We start from the raw sequence: 21,012 nt of genomic DNA, 5'->3' as shown, positions 1-21,012 counted from the left end.
TCCGAGCGTGAAACTTGCTGCGCAGGTGAATGTTCAGTGCGCGGCATCGCGCTAGCCGCGCTGGATCAAACCGTTCACAACGCCTGCTCCGGTTGCGGCATCGTCGACCGTCACCACGTCACGACCGCCACCGACACGTTGGACGAGCAGTGCGTCACCGCCGCGCAAGATGAAGCCCTCTGCGCCTGCGCAGGGTCCGCGGAGCGCGAATCGGTGACCGTAGCCGCCAAACTCACGGTAGGGGCGGATCTGGACCACGCGAGCGGACACGATGTCGTCGAGCGCGATTGTGGTCCTCGGCCAGCCGAAGGCGCTGCGAATGCTGACGCCACGCTGGTCGACGGTCACGCGGATCGACAGCAATGCCGCGAGTACCACGATCAGGATCACGGCGCCGATCAGCAATGCCCACTGCCGAGTTATCAGGGCCAGAACCGGAAAGACGCCGATGCCCACGACACTCAGCACAGCTGCGACGCGATTGACGGATGCTCCACTGGTCCACACCACGCGTTCGTCTGCACCGATGGGGATGGTCGGTTGATCGCCGACCACCAACTCGTTCGGCGTCGCCCAGCGCGGAATGATGATGGCGCACAACGCTCCTATCAGTACACCGACCACCAATGCGGTCACGATGGACCACGCGGAAGTGTTGGCTTCGGTCGCATCGAGCAGCCCGCGTTGCGCCGACGTCAACAGACCGATGAGCGTCACCGAGAAGACTGCTGTCCCGGCGCCGGTCGCGCTCGCGAGCCTGGCGATGGTGCTGTGCGGCGCGTAGAGCGCGATGCCGACACCGATCGCGGTGAACAGCGCACCGAAGATGACGAGTAACGAGATGGTGCCACTGATCGATCCGAACCGGTCCGGCGAACCCAGTGCGTCCCAGTGGGTCGCGATCGGCTCCGGCAGGTCGGAGCGCCAGCTGTCCACCAGCCAGGCGCCGCCCGCCGTGATCAACGCCGGGGGTAGGCCCGCGAGCAGGATCCGCACGACCGGACGCGTGGTGGCACCGATGGGCTGGGGTGCAATCTCGGTCATTTCGACTCCTCCATGGGTTCGCTCTGTTCCGCACGCACGATCTCGACGATCTCGTCCGTACTCATGCCCAACTGTCTTGCTACAAGCCGCAATTCGGACACGGCCTGGTGCAGTCGCACGGTGCCGTCGAATGCAGTCGCCGTCACGACCGCACCGCGGCCGCGGCGCAACTCGACCAGACCTTCGTCGCGAAGTTCCTGATATCCGCGCAAGATCGTGTGTACGTTCAGTCCCAGTGACGACGCCAGTTGGCGGGCGCCAGGTAGCCGTTCGCCGATGGTGATCTCGCCTCGCGCGATCGCTCCGCGCACTGCTCCCGCAATTTGGGAGAACAGCGGTTCCGATGATGTCGGATCGACCTGTATCAGCACACGGTTAGCATATTGTTCTATTTCAAATAGAACAAGTCTCGATCTGGCAACAGAGAAAAGCCCGTTCACCGAGGCGATCGGTGAACGGGCTTTCTGGGAAACGTGGCTACTGCCGGGTGGGGAAGTTCTCGCGGGTCGGCAGCGTCTCCACCAGCGAGTGGATGGCCTGCCGCAACCGTGCGTCTGTACCCGAACTCAGCGCCGACCACTTGGTGCCGTCTGCTGCCCGACTGGATGTCGCGATGAAACGACCGTCGCGCGTGTCGAACACGGCGATGTTGCCCTCCGCTTGATCACGGGTGCCGTCGCCGTAGGCAACGCCCACGATCTCCGTGTGCGCGAAGCAATGCAGCATCGCCGCTGCCACCACACCCGACTCGCGCGACGGAATGCCGATCTCCGCAAGCCTTTCCGCAGTGCGCTCGGGATCGCTGGAATCGTCGAAGATCAAACCCAGCGGCTCGGTCGGGGCATTCAGACCGCTGAAGTCCAACGGCGTCGACGGTCCGAGTGCCGCGATGATCGGGCCCGCGGGATCGGTGTCGAGCTGGTCGATGACGTACGTGTCCGGACCACGCAGGGCCAGAACCGTCCGCTCGTCACCCTTCGCCACGCACAACCGCGAGATCGACTCGTCGACGTAGTAGCGCAGCGCGATGATCCAATGCGGACGAGCCAGCACCTGCAGCCGCTCGACCAGGTCGGGAACGATCTGACCGTCGTCGATGAGCCCACGTTCGGTCAGCGCGCCCTCGGCCGCACCGAGTGCGGCGTCGCGGTCGGGAGCGTTGTCGTAGCGCGGCACCGCAGCGAGCACCACCGGAAGCTCGTCGATCTGCAACCGCTCCATCAGCAGTTCCATCTCGTCGAGCGTGAGCGTGACCGCCTCCAACGTGGACGGTGCGGGGCCGATCCCGAGATCGATCACCTGACGGGTTCCATCGCAGCGCCGTCGCCGCCGATGACGGACGGGATAACCGTCCGACCGTCGGAGAAGTGCTCGAAGTTCTTGAGGTACTCGGGTGTCTCGTGCTCGGCGTCGTCTTCGCCGTCAGCGGTGCCGCGGCCGGGCATCATCGATCCCGGGTTGCCGGTACGACCGGCGAGTGCGGGATCGAGCCGTGCGCCAGCGCCGAGACCGTCCTGCATGGTCGCCGATCCGTTCAAGCCGTTCGCCGATGCGCCGCCCAGCGCCGAGCCGGGGCTGCCCCAGCCTTCCGGCAACTTGATGCCCGACGAGCTGCCCAAGCCGCCTGCCGCGCTGCCTGCGCCGAGGGAGACGGCGCGGGTCGAGGCGCTCGACGCAACCGCACCGCCGATTGCACCTGCACCAAGACCGGCCATTCCGCCCATCGGCATGCTCGGCGCTCCGCCTAGCGAGCCGGTGAGGTTGCTGGTGACTGCCGAGACTGCGGCACCACCGATGTTCGTCGCAACCGACGATGCCGCGGACGTGGCGGTTCCGGCGATGTTGCCTGCCTGAGCCACCGCGCCCTGCACCACCGGGTTGTTCATCACGGCGCCTGCCAGGGTGCTGGCCGCTTGCACCGGGTTGGCGGTGAAGGCGCCGACCGGATCGGTGAAGACGTCCGGGCTTTGATTCTGCTTCGAATCGTCAGCGGGGGCACCCGCCGCGATCGCGGGCGACGGCGCGAAATCGTTGGGGATGGCGAGCACGCTGGTGGCGGCCTCGTAGGCCTCCATGACCAGCGCGGCGCGGATGTCCATGGCCTTGTCGGCGGCCTCGGCCAGCTCGGCCGTGCCGTTGAGCGCGCCGCCCGTGGAGTACGCGGCCACCTTGGCAGCCTGGACGGCGGCGATCTCCGGAAGACTCGGCATCGCCAGCGACGCCACGGTGTAGGCCGTCACGTTCGCAGCGGCCTTCGCGCTGGTCAGAGCCGAGTTGACGGCCATGTGCTCGGTCCACCCAGTGAAGTTGGTTAGCTGCGCGATCGCACCGATGCCGTTGATGCCCTCGAGGCCGGCGCCTAGTTCCGCGATCACACGTGCCGTGGTGGCTGTTGCCTCCGTGTATACGGCGGCGAGCGTCCCCCACGCCCCGCCCGCGGCCGAGATCGGCACAGCATGTGCACCGGTGTTCAGAGTGATGGAGTTACCCGTCGCAGTACGTGGCAGCCAGAAAACGCCGGTTACGCCCAATGTCATTGCGAATCTCCCCTAGTTCTTATCCGGCGTCAGACTTCGATGGAACCGAGCGAGCCGGCATTGGTGACGTCGTGGCCGATGTACTGAGCAACATGGTTGCGAAGAACGGCTGCCGCGTTGTGCAGCTCGGCGATACCACGGAGCGCGGCGGGCTCGAAGCTCGCGGCGGTGCGGTTGAAGTAGCCCGCTGCCAGGCCGGACACCTCTTCTGCGCCGGACGGAATCACGTGGGTGACCGGGGCATTCAACGAGACTGCGACCTGTAGACGGTCAGCGAGCAGTTCCAGTTCGGTCGCTGCTGCGAGCACCATTTCGGGTTCGACACGTACTAAGCCAGGCATGGCGTCCTACTCCCTCACGCGAAGTGTTGCCGGATCGGCGATACGCCGATCCGACTGGTGGAACCACCGTTGAATTCCCCCTCGATTTCTTGGACGCGAAGGATCCGTGATCGGTTCCATCGAGTTCCAAAGAAATTTCCCTCGGACAGACTAGCCCCAGCCGAGCTGGTGAAGGCGCTCTTCTTCGATCCCGAAGTAATGGGCGATCTCGTGAATCACTGTCACGGCAACCTCGTGCACCACTTCGTCCTCGTCGGCGCACATCTCGAGAATCGCGTCGCGGTAGATGGTCACCGTGTCCGGCAACGACCCGCCGTAGTGGCTGTCCCGCTCGGTCAAGGCGATGCCCTCGTAGAGCCCGAGCAGGTGCGGATCGTCGTCGTTGCGCGGCTCGACCAGGACCACCACGTTGTCGATCGCCGCTGTCAGTTCCTCCGGTATGAGATCCAAACCGTCCCCGACCAGCTCTTCGAACCGGTCGGGGGACATCGCGACTGCCACGATCAGCCCGGCGGCGCGGGTACGACAGGTGCGCCCGGGTCGGGCGGCGGCACCGGCGCGGGGGCGGCACCGGGCAACGGGGCCGGCATGGAGCGACCGTTCGGGATGGCAGGCGGCGGGACCGGCGGCTGGCCGTTGATCAGGATGTCGCCCTTGGCGGAGTTGACGATCGGCGCGAAACCGCCTGCGTCGACCTCCTTGCCGACAGAGCAGTTGATCCTGCGGCTTCCGGCGAGCCAGCTCGACGCGTCCAAGTTGTCCCAGAACAGCGTCAAGGTCTTGTTGCGCAGTGCATCGGGCGATCCGAGGTACGCGTCGGACTGCTTGGTGCACTCACCTTCGATGAACTTGTCCTGGTCGTCGGACGAGGGCGGACCGCCGGGGAACTGCTGCGCCAAGTCGATCGTGCCGACCACCTCGAAGGCATGCTGCTGCGAGCATTCGACGGGGTCGGACGGGATGTTCTGGTTGATGCCGATGCAGGTGCCCGGATCCCACACCTTCGACTGGTCTTGACTCACAACGGTTCCGACGATCGGCATCAGCGCGCCGGTAGTGCCGGAGAACTGCAGGCCGCAGCGCAGCGTTCGCTCGCCCGCAGCCCAGCCCGCTTCGCCGGGATTGATCAGGCCGATGTCGAACTTGCCGTTCGGATCGAACTTGGCACCCAGGTAGTCGTTGACGGCCGGTGCGCAATGTTCGTCGCGCAACTCCGAGAAGCGCAGCACGCCTGGGAACTTGGAGCCGGGTCCGAACTCGGCACCCGGGTACTTGCTCAGATCCACCTCCGACGCTACCTCGAACAGGTGCGGTTCTTTGCAGTCGACTTTGCCGAGGTCGCTGGCGTCGGGGTTCTTCCAGGTCAGGCAGTCGCCTTGGGCGGCGGAACCGAACGCCTCACCGGCGACAGCGCCGGTGGCGGCGGCCGCATCGCCTGCCGGGTGCACGCTCAGGTCCTTGTCTTTCTTGAACCCGCCGGTGAGGAAGATGGTGGCGATGGCTGCCACGATGGCGCCGATGGCCACAGCGGCCAGCACTCGACGCGTCGTCGCAGCGGACATGTGGCGATGCTTGGTAACGGGCTCGTCGACGTCGTCGTCGGCATCCGCGGTCGGCTCGTCCTCGACCGGTGCAGCACTCGCCGCCGTCGGGTTGGCTGACCACGCGGTGTCGGGCTCCGTCGTCGCAGGTAGAGCCTGTTCTGGCTCGTCGCGACCGGAGTCGTCTCGCTTGGGTCGCAGCCCGCCGAGACGGCGGATTCTGTCGACGGGACTCTTCTTCGCGGGCATGTCTTCCTCGGGCATCGCGCTCCATCATGCCCGGTCGCTCTCGTGGAGCGCAGCGTAGCTTGGCAAGTCATGAGCGAAGATGTCCAAAATCTGGCAAACCGGCTGTTCGCGATGGCCCGCGAGGGTGCGTCGGACACGCTGGCTCAGTACCTGGACGCAGGGACGCCGGTGAACCTGTGCAACCAGAACGGCGACACGCTCTTGATGCTCGCCGCCTATCACGGACATGCGACGACGGTGTCGACACTGATCGAACACGGGGCGGACGTGAACCGAGCGAACGACAAGGGCCAGACCCCGCTCGCAGGTGCGGTCTTCAAGGGCGAAGACGACGTGGTGGCGGCGTTGGTGCGCGCGGGTGCGGATCCGACGACCGGGCACCCGTCGGCCGTCGACGCCGCGACGATGTTCGGCCGCTCCGATTACCTCGGCCTGCTGCAGCCGGAAAACGGTCAGTAGGCTGCAGAGTCGTGATTGACCTGAGATTCGTGCGAGAGAACCCCGACGTCGTGCGTGCATCGCAGCGGGCGAGGGGCGAAGATCCAGCCCTGGTCGACGCGCTGCTCGAGGTCGATACGAGTCGCCGCGCCGCCGTGGCCGCCGCCGACAACATTCGCGCCGAGCAGAAGGCGCTCGGAAAGAAGGTCGGCAAGGCCAGCCCGGAGGAACGCCCCGCGCTGCTCGCCGGCTCTCAGGAACTTGCCGCGAAGGTCAAGGAAGCCGAGGTTGCGCAGACCGCAGGCGACGCCGCGTTGGACGCGGCCCACCGGGCGATCTCGAACGTCGTCCAGGAGGGTGCACCCGCGGGCGGCGAGGAAGACTTCATAGTTCTCGAGACCGTCGGCGAGCTACCGACGTTCGACTTCGAACCCAAGGATCATCTGGAGCTCGGCGAGTCGCTGAACCTCTTCGACATGGAGCGCGGCGCCAAGGTCTCCGGTGCGCGCTTCTATTTCATGACCGGCTTCGGGGCGATGCTGCAGCTCGGCATGCTGCAGCTCGCCGCGCAGAAGGCGATGGCCAACGGGTTCACCATGATGATTCCGCCGGTGCTTGTGCGCCCGGAGATCATGGCGGGCACCGGCTTCCTCGGCGCGCACTCGGCGGAGGTCTACCACCTCGAAGAAGACGATCTGTATCTGGTCGGAACCTCGGAAGTGCCTATGGCAGGCTTTCATTCGGGCGAAATCCTGGATTTGAACAACGGGCCGAAGCGGTATGCGGGCTGGTCGTCGTGCTTCCGTCGCGAGGCGGGCAGTTACGGCAAGGACACCCGCGGCATCATCCGTGTCCACCAGTTCGACAAGGTGGAGATGTTCACCTACTGCAAGCCCGAGGACGCCGACGCTGAGCACCAGCGGTTGCTCGGTTGGGAACGCGACATGCTCGCCGCGATCGAGGTGCCGTATCGGGTAATCGATGTTGCTGCAGGCGATCTCGGGTCGTCGGCGGCGCGCAAGTTCGACTGTGAAGCCTGGGTTCCGACGCAGCAGGCCTACCGCGAGCTGACGTCGACGTCGAACTGCACGACGTTCCAGGCGCGCAGGCTCAGCGTCCGCTACCGCGACGAGAACAACAAGCCGCAGATCGCCGCCACCCTCAACGGAACCTTGGCCACGACGCGCTGGATCGTTGCGATCCTCGAGAACCACCAGCAGGCCGACGGATCGGTGCGGGTGCCAGCTGCCTTGGTGCCGTTTGTCGGGACGGATGTGTTGCGGCCGTAGAGTGGCCTGGATCACAGCGCTTAGACTTCCGATTGTGAGCGGCCCATAGTCCCGAATCTGGTACTGCATCAGCAGGTTTGGGAGTATTCACGTGTGATTCTGCGGTCTGATCCTGGGGCCTCGTCGCAGCCTGTAAGCCCCGTACCAAACGGTACATTTCCGCATGCCGAAACCTAATATTCGCATTGCGGCAATTTCTTTCGCGCGTCTCTTGACATGCAAAATGTGACGCGGTTCACTCGGTATCAAGATATGAAAAGTAACTTCCACAATACGGAAGTTTTGGTATCGCTAGCCCGAGGAGGGCACCGTGTCCGATGTAGCAACCGCCACCAAACCCAAGAAGCAGCCGTGGTACCGCTCCTTGTTCGTCCAAGTCTTGATGGGCATTGCGCTCGGCATCGCCACCGGTGTGTTCTTCCCGACCTTCTCCCACCATCTGGGTCCGCTGGGTGAAGGCTTTATCAAGCTGATCAAGATGATCGTCGCGCCGCTGATCTTCCTCGTGATCGTCACGGGCATCGCCAAGGTTGGGAGCATGAAGGCGCTGGGTTCGATCGGCGTCAAGGCCCTGCTCTGGTTCACGGCGGGAACCACCTGCGCATTGGCGCTCGGACTGCTGATCGCCAATGTCGTTCATCCCGGCAGCGGTCTGAACGTCGACCCGGCGACGCTGGACACCACCGCGCTGGACCAGAAGACGCAGGGCGGGCACCTCCCCGGCGGTGTCGAGTTCGTCATGAACATCATTCCGACCAGCGTGTTCGACGCTTTTGCGCAGAACAACCTGCTGCAGGTGCTGCTGTTCGCGATTCTTTTCGGTGTCGCGTTGGCGTCGTTCAGCGAGTCGGCACCGCCGATACTGATGGACGTCATCGACCAAGCGCTGCACGTCATCTTCCGCATCGTCGGCTACATCATGTACCTCGCACCGCTCGGCGCATTCGGTGCAATGGCCTTCACCGTGGGCAACTACGGCGCTGGCTCACTCAAGTCGTTCGGCATGCTGATCCTCGCTTGCTACGGCGCGGCGATCATCTTCATCGTCGTGCTGTCGCTCGTGGTGTGGGCGATCACCGGTCTCAATGCGTGGAAGTTCATCAAGTACTGCCGGGAAGAGTTCATGCTGGCGTTGGGTACGGGATCGTCCGAGGCAGTCATGCCACGCATCATCAAGAAGCTCGACAACGCCGGATGTGACCGCGCCGTAGTAGGTCTCGTGATTCCCACCGGCTATTCGTTCAACCTCGACGGAGCTGCGATCTACCTGTCGCTCGCAATGATCTTCCTTGCGCAAGCTGTCGGCGTCGACCTCGGCTTCGGCCAGCAGCTCGCGATCATGGGAATCCTGATCCTCAGCTCGAAAGGTATGGCGGGCGTACCTGGTTCGGCGTTCGTCGCATTGTCCGCGACGGCCGCGGCCATCGGTGCGTTCCCCGTCGCCGCCGTCGCACTGCTTCTCGGCGCAGATCGTTTGATGGACTCCATGCGCGTGTTCACCAACCTGCTCGGTAACTGCCTCGCCACCTTCGTCGTCGCCAATTGGGAAGGGCTGCTTGACAAGGACAAGATGCGTGCCGTGCTAGACGGGAAGATCACTCCCGACGATCCGGACGACGTTGCAGCGCACCCGCACCCCGGTGGTGAACAGCACGGCGATGCAATGGATTCCGTGGCGATCAAGCCCGCACCGGCAGCGTTGCCGACGACGTCGACCACCGAACAGGTTGCGAGTCAGAATGTCTGAGCCGACACCCACTGTTGCGGTGCTGGGAACCTGGGGCTACTACGGGTTGCTCGACGACGCCGAACAGATCGAGGTCGAAACCCCATACGGCCCTGCCTCCGACAACATTGTGCTCGGAACCTTCGAGGGACGCAGGCTCGCCTACCTCACGCGAACTGGCCGCAATCGCGACATTCCTCCGCACCGCATCAACGCGCGAGCCAACATCTGGGCGTTGCACAGCTTGGGAATTCGCACGATCTTGGCCCCGACGCCGTCCGGGTCGCTGCGGTCGGCAATCGGAGTCGGGTCCCTTGTGGTCCCCGACCAGTTAGTCGATCGGACCGGTCGCACCGACGACACCTTCCACGACGACGACGTGCACATCTCGTTCGCGGAACCGTTTTGCGCGTCGACACGGCAGACCGTTGTCTCGACGCTCCGCAAGAACGGCTGGATCGTTAACGACGGCGGCGTCATGGTCGCCATCCGTGGGCCGCGCTTCTCGACGCGAGCCGAATCGCGTTGGTACGCAGCGCAGGGCTGGGATCTGATCAGCATGACCCCGTATCCCGAAGCTGCACTTGCTCGCGAACTCGGCATGTCCTACACGTGCATCGCACTGGTAACGGACCACGATGTCATCGGTGACACCCCGTGGCCGGTCAGTCAGGAGTTGGTGCGCGAGCAGCTCGACTCCAACACGCTTCGCCTCCGAAAGGCCTTGTTGCAGATAGTGATGGAGCTAAGTCAGCGTTGATCGGTTGCGATTCCTCCCGGATACCGGGAGGAATCGCAACGGATAGGCTGGGATCGTGCGCGCTTGGGTTGTCTGGTCTGCCGGAGTTCTCGCGTACGTAGTCGGTGTCATGCACCGCACCACGTTCGGCGTCTCCGGGATCGACGCTGCCGCCAGGTTCGACGTGGCTCCGACTGTGCTGTCGTCGTTCGTCGTGCTCCAGGTTGTCGTGTACGCAGCCATGCAGATTCCGGCCGGCGTCATGCTGGATCGATTCGGATCGCGGGTGCTCATCGCGTCCGGCGCGGCGATCATGGCGGCCGGGCAGCTCACTCTCGCCATGACCGAGTCGCTTCCGCTGGCGATCGGGGCGCGCGCCGTCGTCGGCGTCGGCGATGCGTTGACCTTCATTTCCGTGCTGCGCCTTGTGCCGCAGTGGTTCGCCCCACGCCGCGTGCCACTGGTGACCCAGTTGACGGGCATCCTCGGTCAGATCGGCCAAATCCTCTCGGCCGTACCGTTTCTCGCACTGCTCTACGGGCCGGGCTGGTCGGTAGCGTTCGGTTCGGCAGCGGCGCTCGGGGTGCTGATCGTGGTGCTGGTGCTCGCGGTCGTCCGCAACGCACCGCCCGGTTTGGCAGTGGTCGCCGAGAAGGTGACGTTGCGCGATACTGCCCGATCGATTCGGGACGTGTGGTTTCGGCCGGGAACTCGGCTCGGCTTCTTTTCGCACCTGGGTACACAGTTCTCGATCACGACGTTCGCACTCATGTGGGGGTTGCCGTATCTCACGTCGGGTCAGGGGTTGTCGTCCGGTGCGGCCGGCGGGTTGCTGAGTTTGTCGGTGTTGTCGGCGATCGTGTCGGGCATCGTGATCGGAGTCCTCACGGGTCGCTATCCGAACAGGCGGTCCTGGCTGGTTCTGTTCATCATGGTGAGCAACGCGTTGATGTGGACCGTGGTGCTGATGCTGCCGGAGCGGGCTCCCGTGTGGCTGTTGGCGCTGTTGGTGGTCGTGATCTCCGTCGGTGGGCCCGGGTCTGCTGTGGGATTCGACTACGCGCGCACCTTCAATCCGAGTGCCAATCTGGGCACCGCGCAGGGGATGGTCAACATCGGAGGCTTCTTGGCGACGTTGTTGGTGATCCTCGCCATGGGCTTCATCCTCGACGCCAAGGGCGGCTACACCTTCGAGGCGTTCCGAGTTGCGTGGACCGTCCAGTACGTCGTTTGGGCGGTCGGGATAATCGGAGTCCTGTTGTCGCGCAAACGCACTCGGTCGGTCACCGGTGTCACACCGAGAACGCTGTCCGAGGTGCGGGAGCGGATTCGGCGCGATCGGGAGGGCTAGCCCGGTCTTGCAACGCATTCGCCGAGTCGGAGCGCCGCCTCCTACAACGTCGTCCTCATCAACATCACGTTGTAGTCCGACCATGTTGTTGCGAGGAAATACAAGTCCGATCCGCTCGACCACGGATGAATATATGCGCCATAGAGTTCCGGCACATCACGGCTGGATACCAAGACGTCGGGCGCGCCCCATGGACCCCACGGATTCGGTGCTTTGCGCATCACGATCGAGTTGGACCCGTCGGTGTACATCGAAACGAATGCGCCCAAGTGGTCGTTCCATTGCACCGACAGTTCGCTGACGGGCCCGGGGATGACCGAAGCCGCGGCGCCGGGATTGGTTGGGGTCCAGCCGGTTCCGTTCCAGTATTCGTAGGCCGCGGTGTTGCGGACAGCCTCGGGTCGGACGCGAGCAAGGCGTGCGTCCCCGGAACGTCCTGGGGGCGTGCCGAATTGGTAGAGCCACCCGTCGCCGTGCTGCAGGTACGACGCCATCTGAAAGTTGTCGAACCCGCCGGGGAGGTTGGGGCGCAACGTCGTTGGATCGACGGTCCAGTTCTCGCCGTTGTCGGTGGAGTATGCGACGCCGGCAAAGTTGGTGACCCAGTGGCCGGGGGCGCCCCACGATCGGACCGACATGAAGTTGATGTACTGCGTATCGCCGACGGCGATGCCGGACGTCGGGATCACCGTGATCTCCACACCGGCGATCTTCTGGCTGGGAATGATCTCTTTCGCATGGTTCGGCCTGTCCAACGCCGCGCTGTCGAATCCCATTCCGTCGGAGAGGTTTCGATCGCCGCTGCGCAGGAGAACATTGCTGCGCCAGTCTCCGACGAAACCGCAGAACGGATTGATGGTCAACCCGAACGTGTCGCCGAATGCGGTGAGCACCTGCCCTTTTCCGTTGTCCCACATGATGCCGAGGTCGGTTCCGAGCACGCCGAATCGCCGGACGGTGTCGTTGGGACTCAGCGGTCCGGTGAGATGCGAAATGGCCTGGGTTCTGCCCTGCAGGTTCGGGAGGTGGCCGTCGCGGCCGTTGAGCCAGGGGATCGGGTTCACAGCGCCCGCACCTGAACCAGCCGACCCCGATCCAGCCGACCCCGATCCAGCCGACCCTGAGCCCGCCGATCCCGAACCAGCACTGCCTGAACCGGCACTCCCGGTTCCCGAACCCGTGCCTGCGCTGCCGGTGCTACCGCCGCACCCTTGCGCATCGGCGACAGTCGGAGTTGCAATCGCCACCGCACACGTGGTGATGACGACGCCGACCATCGACACGAGCCCGAACCGCCTGTGAAGTCGCATCGGGTGACCGTAACAACAATCGCACCAGCCTCATATGTCACTTTCGTAACATTCGCGAACGACTGGGAATTCTCTTGACGACCGGATGCGACGCGGTCACAGTTGGTGCATGGCTTTCTTCACGTCCAACCCTTGACGTCGTACCGCCCCGCATAGCTCGTCCGGCATTCGATCGCTGGGCGTTCGCGCGGTCGCCTTCTACGGCGTCCGCGACCTCATCCCGCTCTATGCGCTCTACACCCTGCTGTTCGCCGACCACGGGCTGAGCACCGCGCAGATCTCGTCGCTGCTGGTCATCTGGTCGGTCACGGGTTTCGTGTTCGAGGTGCCGTCGGGCGCCTGGGCCGATACGGTGTCGCGTCGCGGGCTCCTGATCCTGGGTTCTGTTCTACTGGCGGCGGGTTTCGCCGTCTGGACGGTCTTTCCGTCGTACGCAGGATTCGCCACGGGTTTCGTGCTGTGGGGAATCAGTGGGGCGCTGCAGTCCGGCACCTACGAGGCGCTGCTGTACGACGAGTTGCAGGCGCGCGACGCGACGACCAGCTACGCGTCGCTGATGGGATACGCGAACTCGGCTGCCGAAACCTGCAACTTGCTCGCAACCGTTGCTGCCGCGCCGCTGTTCGCGTTGGGTGGCTATCCGCTGGTGGGCTGGGTCAGCGTCGGGGTTGCGGTCGGTCACGGCGCTCTCGCGTTGTCGCTGCCGAGCGCGCCCAAAGCCATGTCCGTCGTCGAAGAATCGGACGTGGGACCACCGTCCGGTTATGTGGCGATGCTGCGCGCCGGACTGGGCGAGGTGCTGCGCGTACGCACCGTGCGATTCGGCGTGCTGCTGGTAGCGCTGCTGTTCGGCTTCACCGCGTTCGACGAGTACTTCGCGCTGCTCGCGAACGAGGCCGGGGTGGCAACGGCGACGGTTCCGCTGCTGATCGGCTTGACCGTGATCGGGCAGGTGATCGGTACCGCGCTGGCGGGTCGGACGGCGAAGATGCGGTCGTCGACGATGGCGATTGCGCTGATCGCTGCCGGCGTCCTGCTGACGATCGGCTCGCTGATCGGTGGGCGGGGTCTGCTGGGTGTGATCGGGTTCGCGTCGATCGGTGTCGGCTACGGCATCGTCAACAACGCGGTGATCGTTGCCGAGGCTCGTGTGCAGGATGCGATCGCAGGCCCGGCTCGCGCGACGGTCACGTCGGCGTCCGGATTGCTCAGCGAGGTAGTCGCATTGGCGATCTTCGGTGCAGTCGCATTGGGCTCGGAATGGCTGTCGATGGCAACGATGTTGGCAGTGTTGGGAGTGCCGGTCGTCCTCGCCGCGGCAGCGGTCCCCAAGTGGTTGCCGGGCGTGCGCGCAGATCCGCCCGAGACGGCCGAGGTGCGTGGTTAGATCGACAAAAGACCGATCGTCCCCCAGGGGGTCCTGCGTAGTGCCAGCTCCACGCCGCGAAAGTGTGACCTCGGCGCTGATCGTCACCACTCTCGTCATCTTTCTCATCGGTGCCATCGCCGCGATCAAGCTCTCAGGCCGCGACAGCACGGCAGACACCCGGCCCGCGGCGTCGGTGGAAGTCCGAACGACGACGCCGACATCGACGTCTCGGACACCGACCCCGACCACCACGGCGCCGACCACCACGGCTGCTACGGGGCTGATCTCGGTCGAAGCCACCGGATCCAATCCGCTGACGTCGACGGCGTCGCTCGCGACTCGACCCTGCCGACTGCCCCCGTGGGCGACAACGCCGCAGGCCACGCAGGTCTTCCTCGACGCCGCGCTCGACTGCCTCAATCAGGCCTGGAGTCCGGTGATGGCTCGGCTGAAGTTGCCGTTTCAGCCCGCATCTGTGGTGACTACGGCGGACGTCAGCACGCAGAGTTGCGGTAGACCCCCGGAGGAGAGCAGCTACTACTGCGACGGCGTGATCTATCTGGTTCCGGCCAGCTATCTCGGCACCAACGCTGGGCCGCAAGGCATTCCGACCGCCGCGGTGAGCATGCTCGCCCACGAGTACGGCCATCACCTGCAGCAACTGAGTGGAACGCTCGCCGCGTCGACCAAACAGATCAGCGATGTCGGATGGATGTCGCCGCAGGGGTTGGAGCTCTCCCGACGCACCGAACTGCAGGCGCAATGCCTGTCGGGGATGTTCATGGGTACCGCATTCGACGTACCGAGCCTGCGGATGGCGCAGCAGGACAACTACACCCGCGGTGATGCGATCGGACGGCAATCGAATCACGGCACTCCGCAGAACTTCGGCGACTGGTTCACCAAAGGCGTGCAACGTAATTCGTTGGTCTCCTGCAACACCTGGGTGGCGACGCCGGCCTCCGTCGGGTGATCAGGCGGGCAGTTCGAAGCTGCCCGAGCCGATTTCGCGCAGCACCGCCTTCATCGTGTCGTACCGCTCGGCGCCCACTTCTTTGCGCCAGGCGGCTTCGACAGCTGCCACCGCGGCATTGGTGAGCTGGGAAACATTGTCCCCCTTAGGGGTGCGCCGAACCATCCGCACCCTTGATACCCGCTGCCGACCGATCCGAGCGGATCGTGATCGACTGGGGATTCGGCACCCTGCTACCCGTCGGTTTCGATCTGGGGCAGTTGCTGATCGGGCTCGCGCACGCAGGCGAGCTGGACCCAGATCGGATCGCTGACATCGATGCCGTGATTCTGCCCGCGTATCTCGACGGCGTGAACGACGAGGGTTACGACGTCGACCCCACTGCCGTGCGGTTCGGCTACATCGGTGGCATGACCGTCCGGTCCGCAGTGTGCGCGTTGCCGATCGAACTTCTTGACAACCCGGACGATTCGACCCTCGACCTGATGCCGGAACGCCTGCGTTTGACGCGCGTCCTTGTGGACATGGCACAGTCGTTGGAGTGACCAATGCGCTGCAACGACGACTCGGCCTGCTGGCGGCCTTCCTGATCGGCTCACTTGTCGCATTGCAGTCCCACATCAACGGCGAGCTCGGTGCTGACCTCGACGACGGCGTGGTCGCGGCTGTCGTGAGTTTCGGCGGCGGTCTTGTGGTCCTCACCATCGCGGTGCTGTGCAGCAAGACGATTCGGGCAGGCCTGCGTGACGTTCGCGGTGCCGTTCACATCGGGAAGCTGCGTCCGTGGCACTGCGTCGGCGGTGTGTGCGGCGCGTTTCTCGTTGCATGCCAGGGCATCACGGTCGGCACCATCGGTGTCGCACTGTTCACGGTCGCGGTGGTCGGCGGGCAGATTGCGAGCAGTCTGCTGGTCGATCGGGCTGGTATCGGCCCGGCGGGCGTAAGCCCGGTCACGACGACCAGGTTGATCGGCGCGGGCCTGGGGATCGTTGCGGTGATCGTCGCGATGTCGGGCCGGTTGAACGGTGGGCTCGGTGCCGTGGGCCTGGCGATTCTCCCTGCGCTCGCCGGCATCGGGTTGGCGTGGCAGCAGGCCGTGAACGGGCGGGTCGGTGCGGTCGGCGGGCCGTTTGCCGCGTCGTGGATCAACTTTGCGGTCGGCACCGTGGTGCTGGTGATCGTGGGTGCGGTTGCCGTGCTGTTCAAAGGTTGGCCGACCGGCTGGCCGACGGACCCGCGGCTCTACCTCGGCGGTCTGCTCGGCATCGGCTTCATCGCGGGCGCTGCCGTGGTGGTGCGGTGGATCGGCGTCTTGTTACTCGGGATGGCTTCTGTCGCAGGGCAGCTGGTCACCGCCGTTGCACTGGATGCGTTGGCGCCATCGGGCGGCGAGCTGACCGTCACGGTCCTGATCGGCTGCGCGCTGCTGCTGGTCGCGGTCGGCATTGCTGCTTCGCAGCCCGTGCGTGAAGTTTAGTGCTGGGGCACTGAATTTCACTCACAGGCGCGGAGCGCACTCAGCTCGTGAATGATCCGATCCGGCTTCGCCGTATGGCCATCAGGGACGCCCTTGCGATAGGGGTCGTACCAGATCGCATAGATGCCTAATTGTTGCGGCGCAACGACTTCCCAGTCCAGGTTGTCGCCGACCATCCAGGTGTCCTCGGCCTCGACTCCCAGCGACCGCATCGCATCGACGTAGGCCTGCGGCTCGGGCTTCCCGATGCCGTGCTCGCCTTCGATCTGAATGTGATCGAACCGATCGGCCAACTCGAAGCGCACCACCTTCGCGCGCTGGCTCGGGCCGTCACCGTTGGTGATCAACGCCAACTTCACACCCTGCGACCGTAGTTCGTCGAGAACGTTGTGGGCGTCGGGGAACAGGTGCATCTGCTCCTCACGGAGCGCGGCGAAGCGTTCGCCGATCGCACGCTGCACGTCGATCGACGGCACGTGATGTCCCGCTTGCTCCAGGGCCGCGAATCCCAGCGTCACCACCTTGTACCTGGCGTCCTTCGGCCGTTGCCGCCAGATGCGGTGCCGCTCCGGATCGGACCAGAACTCGATGCCCGCCTTTCGAATCGCATCGACCACAACGTCTTCCGACAAGGGAGCCAACTGCGACGAAAACTCCGCGACGACCGTCCGCCATGCTCGTTCGGGGCGGCCGTACGCGGAGATGATCGTGTCGTCCAGGTCGAAAAGGATCGCGCGGGGGAGTGCCTGCATAACTGCGTGTCTACCAGTTCACGCCGCGACCGGTACAGCCGATTCCTTTGCCAGCAGAGCCGCATACGCGCCGTCTGCCGCAGCCAACTCGTCGTGCGAACCGCGTTCGACGATCCGGCCGTGCGCCATCACCACGATCTCGTCGGCGTCGCGAACGGTGGACAGCCGGTGCGCGATGGTGAGCGTCGTCCGGCCCGCGGAGAGGTTCGCCAGCGCGGCGGTGACGGCGGCTTCGGTGGAGTTGTCCAGCGCACTGGTCGCCTCGTCGAGGATCAGCACCTGCGGGTTGCGCAGCACCATCCTGGCGATGGCCAGGCGCTGCTTCTCGCCACCGGAGAACCGGTAGCCCCGCTCACCCACGACCGTGTCGTAGCCGTCGGGCAACTCGTCGATCAGCTGATGGATCTGCGCGGCTCGTGCTGCCGCGACAAGCTCGTCGTCGGTTGCGTCGGGTTTGGCGAAGCGCAGGTTGTCCGCAATCGACGCATGCAGCAGAAAGGTCTCCTGCGACACGATCCCGACCACACTCGCCAGGTCGGCCAGCGAAAGCCGTTCCAGCGGAACACCGTCGAGCGTGATCGAACCCCGATCAGGCTCGTAGAGCCGAGCACCGAGGTAGCCCAGCGTGGTCTTGCCCGATCCGGTCGCACCGACCACCGCAACGTGGCGGCCTGCCGGAACGGTGAGATCGATATCGGCGAGGGTGTCGCGGTCGGCTTCGGGGTAGCGGAAGGTGACACCGTCGAAGCGCAACTCGCCGCGAGTTTCGCCCCGCGGCTGCGGATCTGCGGCGTCGGGGATGTCGATCGGAAGGTCGAGGTACTCGAAGACGCGACGGAACATCGCCATCGACGACTGCATTTCGACGCCGGTGCTCAGCAACGACATCATCGGGCGGAACAACTGGCCCTGCAGCGTGGTGAACGCGACCAAGGTACCGATCGATACCGGGCCGGTGGTGCCGGAGAAGGTGAACGCCGCGGCCAGGTAGATGGCGGCGGGCAGCACGGCGATGATGATACCGATGGTGGATTGGCGCCAACGACCCGTCATCGACGACTGGACCTCGAGATCGGCCAGTTCGGCCGACGCCGTGGTGAACCGGTCGGTGAGCTGATCGCCGCGGCCCATCGTGCGGGTGAGCAGGATTCCGGAGACCGACAGCGAGTCCGCCACCATCGCGGACATGTCTGCCATCCGCTCCTGACGCAAGGCAACGAACTTACGGCGTCGTCCGCCGACCTGCTTGGAGATCAGCACGAACAGCGGCACCAGGATCAGCGAGACCAGGGTGAGTTGCCAGTTCAGGGCGAGCATGGCGACGAAGGTGCCGATCACGGTGGTGCCGGACGAGACCACCGTCGTCGCCGTGTTGGTGACCGTCGCCTGCATCGAGCCGATGTCGCTGGCGATACGCGACTGCACCTCACCGGTGCGGGTTCGCGTGTAGAAGGCGAGGGAGAGTTTCTGCAGGTGTTCGTAGACCGCGGTGCGCAGGCGGTGCATGACGCCTTGGCCGACCAGCGTCGACTGTCGCGATTGCAGCACGTTGAGCACAGATGTCGCGACGGCGACTACCACCATGCCGAGGGCCAGCAGCGCGGAGAGGCTGGTGTTGCGCGTGGGCAGGGATACATCAAGTAGGTCGCGAAGAAGGAAGGGTGATGCGAGGGAGATGAGGGAGGAAGCGACGATGAGTGCTCCGACGACGGCCAATCGGGCTCGGTCGTGGGCAAAGAGTCGCAGGATGCGGCGGATTTCGCCAGGTTGTTTGTTCGGTTTGGTTGGCTTCACGTTGATACCTCTGTTCGTGTCGGTCACGTCCTAGGACTTGGAGGGCTTGTACGATGGTGAGTGTAGCTCATAGTGAGTTTAACTCACAATAGGCTGAGTTCATTCCCGAGGAAGGTTGTGCGATGGCGGTCTCGACCGGCGAACTCGCGGAAAAGTTGATGCGGACGACGCACCGGCTGCGTCGGGCGTCGATGAAGTCGTTGGCGCCCCTGGGCCTGACACCTGCGCAGGAACGGATGCTGCGCCTGGTCGCGCGCAGCACAGAGCACGCGCGAATGGGCGAACTGGCCGACAGGATGGGAATCGTGCCGAGGTCGGCGACCAGCCTGGTCGCGGCGCTGCAGGACGCAGGACTGGTCGAGCGGGCCACCGATCCGGACAACCGGCGATCGGTGCTGGTCGCGTTGACCGAGCAGGGCAGTGCCGTTCAGCAAGGCATGGCGAAGGCGCGGGCCTCGGCGGGCGAGGAGATGTTCGCAGCGCTCACCGAAGCCGAGCGCGTGGAGCTGGCCCGCTTACTGGACAAGGTTGGGCAGGTGTAGTTACAGCTTCTTCGACCGCAGTTCGTGACCCTTCGACGTCTTGCAACGCCCGGTTTCCAGATCCCACTGCCAGCCGTGCAGGTTGCAGGTGAGCCCGGTGCCCTCGACCACGCCGAACTTCGACAGATCCGCCTTCAGATGCGGACAGCGACGCTGGATCTCGTAGCCGCCCAACTCGATCGACGCCGTGTCGTCGTGCGTCTCCGCGAACCAGCCGTCGGCGTAGGCGATCCGCTCGTCGCTGAGGACCTTGAAGAAGGTGTACAGGAATTCGTTGTAGCCGCCGATCCGCCACGCCTGGAAGCGGGTGGAGAGGAAGATCGAGTTCACCCAGTCGGGTTCGTTGTCCCGCAACACAGTTCGCACCAGCTCGGGCGGAATGCGGAAGCCGTAGCGGTACTTACCGTCGCCCTCGGCCGGCGCGCGGACGGTGCGAGCGGGGAAGTCGACGACGACGGTCTCGTCACCCATGACCAGCCCGACGGGGTAGCCGATGCCGTCGCAGATCAGATCGCTCTGCGCCATCAGCGGCTCGAACAGGTCCTTCAGCGGCTCCAGCAGGGGCTCCCCGTCGGCAGGCGCCCACGACGCCTTCTCCGCCTCGAGCACCGGCGCCATTCGCTGTGCCATCTTCTCGATGTAGCCGGCCTTGTCGTCGAAGATCTCCGCCGGATCGCTCGGGTGCGTCAGGGTCAGCTCTGCGCCCTTCAGATCCGCCGTCGAACCCGGGATCATCAACAGCCCGTTGTCTTTACCGTGGATGCGCATCTGCTCCAGGAACACGATCTGGTCCGGGAAGATGTTGCCTTCGTCGCCCCGATCGTCGTTGAGGTAGCGCAGCTCGTCGTCGAGGAACACCGGCGGACCGGCCGACGGCACCACCCAGGTGGCGTCGACCTGATCGATGTAACTGCGGCAACGATCCATGCCGCGCTGCCGCTTCTGCTTGCCGAAGTTCGACTTGGTGCGGTTCGGAATGTCGTAGACCATCGGGTACCAGATCGCACCCGAGTACTGCAGCAGGTGGATGTCGATCTTCCCGAACTGGTCGTGCAACACGTCCATGTCGACAGGGCGGGCGTCGTTCATGTTGAAACAGGTGGTCTCGCCGTCGGACACGACAAGCCCGGAGTCGCCGATCGGACCGTCGGCGGGCGCCCGGAGCGCGATGATCATGATGTCGAGCTCACCGACACGGTGCTTGACCGAATCCTCGGTCTCGAAGAACTTGGTGAAGCCGAGCGCTTCCAGCTCACGCTTGAGGTCCGGCACCGGGTAGTCCGGCAGCAGGACGGTGGTGTCCTTGTTGACGTGCTTCGCCAGGTTCTCCGGATCGAAGTGATCCTTGTGGAGATGCGAAACGTAGAGGTAGTCGCAGTTTCCGAGGGTGTCCCAGTCGAGCTCGGTGTTGTCCGGGAACGGGAACCAGGACGCGAAATACGCGGGGTTCACCCACGGGTCGCACAAAATCGATCCAGCCGTGGTCTGGATGTGGAATCCGGCGTGTCCGACGCTGGTCACCTGCACTGTGCTGTACCTC

General features: G+C 64.7%; 22 protein-coding genes. 10 read left to right on the top strand and 12 right to left on the bottom strand.

Annotated elements, in window-relative coordinates; all coding sequences use genetic code 11:
- Window positions 1-51: 51 nt before the first annotated feature.
- The 7 genes from FOY51_RS01805 to FOY51_RS01775 form a co-directional block, all read right to left on the bottom strand.
- A complete protein-coding gene (locus FOY51_RS01805) occupies window positions 52-1,044 on the bottom strand; it encodes a DUF1648 domain-containing protein (protein ID WP_149428474.1) in 993 nt (330 codons plus the stop codon).
- Window positions 1,041-1,415, bottom strand: a complete 375-nt coding sequence (locus tag FOY51_RS01800; protein ID WP_149428473.1) for a GntR family transcriptional regulator — start codon at window positions 1,413-1,415, stop codon at window positions 1,041-1,043. The genes FOY51_RS01805 and FOY51_RS01800 overlap by 4 nt, the downstream gene beginning before the upstream one ends.
- A 106-nt stretch (window positions 1,416-1,521) precedes the next feature.
- Complete coding sequence (locus FOY51_RS01795; protein ID WP_149428472.1) at window positions 1,522-2,343, bottom strand: ESX secretion-associated protein EspG; 822 nt, start codon at window positions 2,341-2,343, stop codon at window positions 1,522-1,524.
- Window positions 2,340-3,581 carry a PPE domain-containing protein gene (locus tag FOY51_RS01790; protein ID WP_149428471.1) on the bottom strand — a complete coding sequence of 414 codons (1,242 nt, stop codon included), beginning with the start codon at window positions 3,579-3,581 and terminating at the stop codon, window positions 2,340-2,342. The genes FOY51_RS01795 and FOY51_RS01790 overlap by 4 nt, the downstream gene beginning before the upstream one ends.
- 29 nt (window positions 3,582-3,610) lie before the next feature.
- The gene (locus tag FOY51_RS01785; RefSeq protein WP_149428470.1) at window positions 3,611-3,922 is read right to left on the bottom strand and encodes a PE family protein; all 312 of its coding nucleotides are present in this window, start codon (window positions 3,920-3,922) and stop codon (window positions 3,611-3,613) included.
- Window positions 3,923-4,072: 150 nt separating this feature from the next.
- Window positions 4,073-4,423, bottom strand: coding sequence for a metallopeptidase family protein (locus FOY51_RS01780; protein ID WP_149428469.1), 351 nt, complete (start codon window positions 4,421-4,423; stop codon window positions 4,073-4,075).
- A 2-nt stretch (window positions 4,424-4,425) separates the two neighbouring features.
- Entirely contained in the window at window positions 4,426-5,484 is a 1,059-nt protein-coding gene (locus tag FOY51_RS01775) for a septum formation family protein (protein ID WP_149428839.1), read from the bottom strand.
- A gap of 297 nt (window positions 5,485-5,781) precedes the next feature.
- Here FOY51_RS01775 and FOY51_RS01770 point away from each other — a divergent pair, with 297 nt between their 5' ends.
- From FOY51_RS01770 to FOY51_RS01750, 5 genes are all read left to right on the top strand, one after another.
- A complete protein-coding gene (locus tag FOY51_RS01770) occupies window positions 5,782-6,171 on the top strand; it encodes an ankyrin repeat domain-containing protein (protein WP_149428468.1) in 390 nt (129 codons plus the stop codon).
- An 11-nt stretch (window positions 6,172-6,182) separates the two neighbouring features.
- The gene (gene serS, locus FOY51_RS01765; RefSeq protein ID WP_149428467.1) at window positions 6,183-7,439 is read left to right on the top strand and encodes a serine--tRNA ligase; all 1,257 of its coding nucleotides are present in this window, start codon (window positions 6,183-6,185) and stop codon (window positions 7,437-7,439) included.
- 310 nt (window positions 7,440-7,749) lie between these two features.
- Complete coding sequence (dctA, locus tag FOY51_RS01760; protein ID WP_235916040.1) at window positions 7,750-9,186, top strand: C4-dicarboxylate transporter DctA; 1,437 nt, start codon at window positions 7,750-7,752, stop codon at window positions 9,184-9,186.
- The gene (locus FOY51_RS01755) at window positions 9,179-9,925 is read left to right on the top strand and encodes an MTAP family purine nucleoside phosphorylase (RefSeq protein ID WP_149428466.1); all 747 of its coding nucleotides are present in this window, start codon (window positions 9,179-9,181) and stop codon (window positions 9,923-9,925) included. The genes dctA and FOY51_RS01755 overlap by 8 nt, the downstream gene beginning before the upstream one ends.
- A 52-nt stretch (window positions 9,926-9,977) precedes the next feature.
- The gene (locus FOY51_RS01750) at window positions 9,978-11,255 is read left to right on the top strand and encodes an MFS transporter (protein ID WP_149428465.1); all 1,278 of its coding nucleotides are present in this window, start codon (window positions 9,978-9,980) and stop codon (window positions 11,253-11,255) included.
- A 41-nt stretch (window positions 11,256-11,296) separates the two neighbouring features.
- On the opposite strand, the gene FOY51_RS01745 is transcribed toward FOY51_RS01750, so the two are convergent.
- Window positions 11,297-12,565: a glycoside hydrolase family 183 protein gene (locus FOY51_RS01745; protein WP_235916038.1), complete on the bottom strand. Its 1,269-nt coding sequence runs from the start codon at window positions 12,563-12,565 to the stop codon at window positions 11,297-11,299.
- Between the two features lie 166 nt (window positions 12,566-12,731).
- On the opposite strand from FOY51_RS01745, the gene FOY51_RS01740 reads away from it, so the two are divergent.
- Together FOY51_RS01740 and FOY51_RS01735 are read left to right on the top strand one after the other, a co-directional pair.
- On the top strand, window positions 12,732-13,952 hold the full coding sequence (locus tag FOY51_RS01740; RefSeq protein WP_149428464.1) for an MFS transporter: 1,221 nt from the start codon (window positions 12,732-12,734) through the stop codon (window positions 13,950-13,952).
- 40 nt (window positions 13,953-13,992) lie between these two features.
- Complete coding sequence (locus FOY51_RS01735) at window positions 13,993-14,907, top strand: neutral zinc metallopeptidase (protein WP_187776131.1); 915 nt, start codon at window positions 13,993-13,995, stop codon at window positions 14,905-14,907.
- On the opposite strand, the gene FOY51_RS27070 is transcribed toward FOY51_RS01735, so the two are convergent.
- Window positions 14,908-15,072, bottom strand: coding sequence for a hypothetical protein (locus FOY51_RS27070; protein WP_187776130.1), 165 nt, complete (start codon window positions 15,070-15,072; stop codon window positions 14,908-14,910).
- A gap of 41 nt (window positions 15,073-15,113) precedes the next feature.
- Here FOY51_RS27070 and FOY51_RS01730 point away from each other — a divergent pair, with 41 nt between their 5' ends.
- Together FOY51_RS01730 and FOY51_RS01725 are read left to right on the top strand one after the other, a co-directional pair.
- Complete coding sequence (locus tag FOY51_RS01730) at window positions 15,114-15,452, top strand: hypothetical protein (protein WP_149428462.1); 339 nt, start codon at window positions 15,114-15,116, stop codon at window positions 15,450-15,452.
- The gene (locus FOY51_RS01725; RefSeq protein ID WP_235916036.1) at window positions 15,449-16,384 is read left to right on the top strand and encodes a DMT family transporter; all 936 of its coding nucleotides are present in this window, start codon (window positions 15,449-15,451) and stop codon (window positions 16,382-16,384) included. The genes FOY51_RS01730 and FOY51_RS01725 overlap by 4 nt, the downstream gene beginning before the upstream one ends.
- Window positions 16,385-16,401: 17 nt before the next feature.
- Here the strand turns inward: FOY51_RS01725 and FOY51_RS01720 are convergent, their stop codons facing one another.
- Window positions 16,402-17,136, bottom strand: a complete 735-nt coding sequence (locus tag FOY51_RS01720) for an HAD family hydrolase (RefSeq protein ID WP_149428461.1) — start codon at window positions 17,134-17,136, stop codon at window positions 16,402-16,404.
- 18 nt (window positions 17,137-17,154) lie between these two features.
- On the bottom strand, window positions 17,155-18,930 hold the full coding sequence (locus FOY51_RS01715) for an ABC transporter ATP-binding protein (protein ID WP_235916034.1): 1,776 nt from the start codon (window positions 18,928-18,930) through the stop codon (window positions 17,155-17,157).
- Window positions 18,931-19,052: 122 nt separating this feature from the next.
- Between FOY51_RS01715 and FOY51_RS01710 the strand changes: the two genes are divergently transcribed.
- Complete coding sequence (locus FOY51_RS01710; protein ID WP_149428460.1) at window positions 19,053-19,472, top strand: MarR family winged helix-turn-helix transcriptional regulator; 420 nt, start codon at window positions 19,053-19,055, stop codon at window positions 19,470-19,472.
- Here the strand turns inward: FOY51_RS01710 and FOY51_RS01705 are convergent, their stop codons facing one another.
- Complete coding sequence (locus FOY51_RS01705) at window positions 19,473-20,999, bottom strand: MBL fold metallo-hydrolase (protein ID WP_149428459.1); 1,527 nt, start codon at window positions 20,997-20,999, stop codon at window positions 19,473-19,475.
- Window positions 21,000-21,012: the final 13 nt, after the last annotated feature.

The organism is Antrihabitans cavernicola (genome assembly GCF_008297975.1).
GTDB classification, from domain to species: Bacteria; Actinomycetota; Actinomycetes; order Mycobacteriales; family Mycobacteriaceae; genus Antrihabitans; species Antrihabitans cavernicola.
The sequence above is the reverse complement of the archived record's forward strand: the minus strand, read 5'-3'. Positions and strand labels throughout refer to the sequence as shown.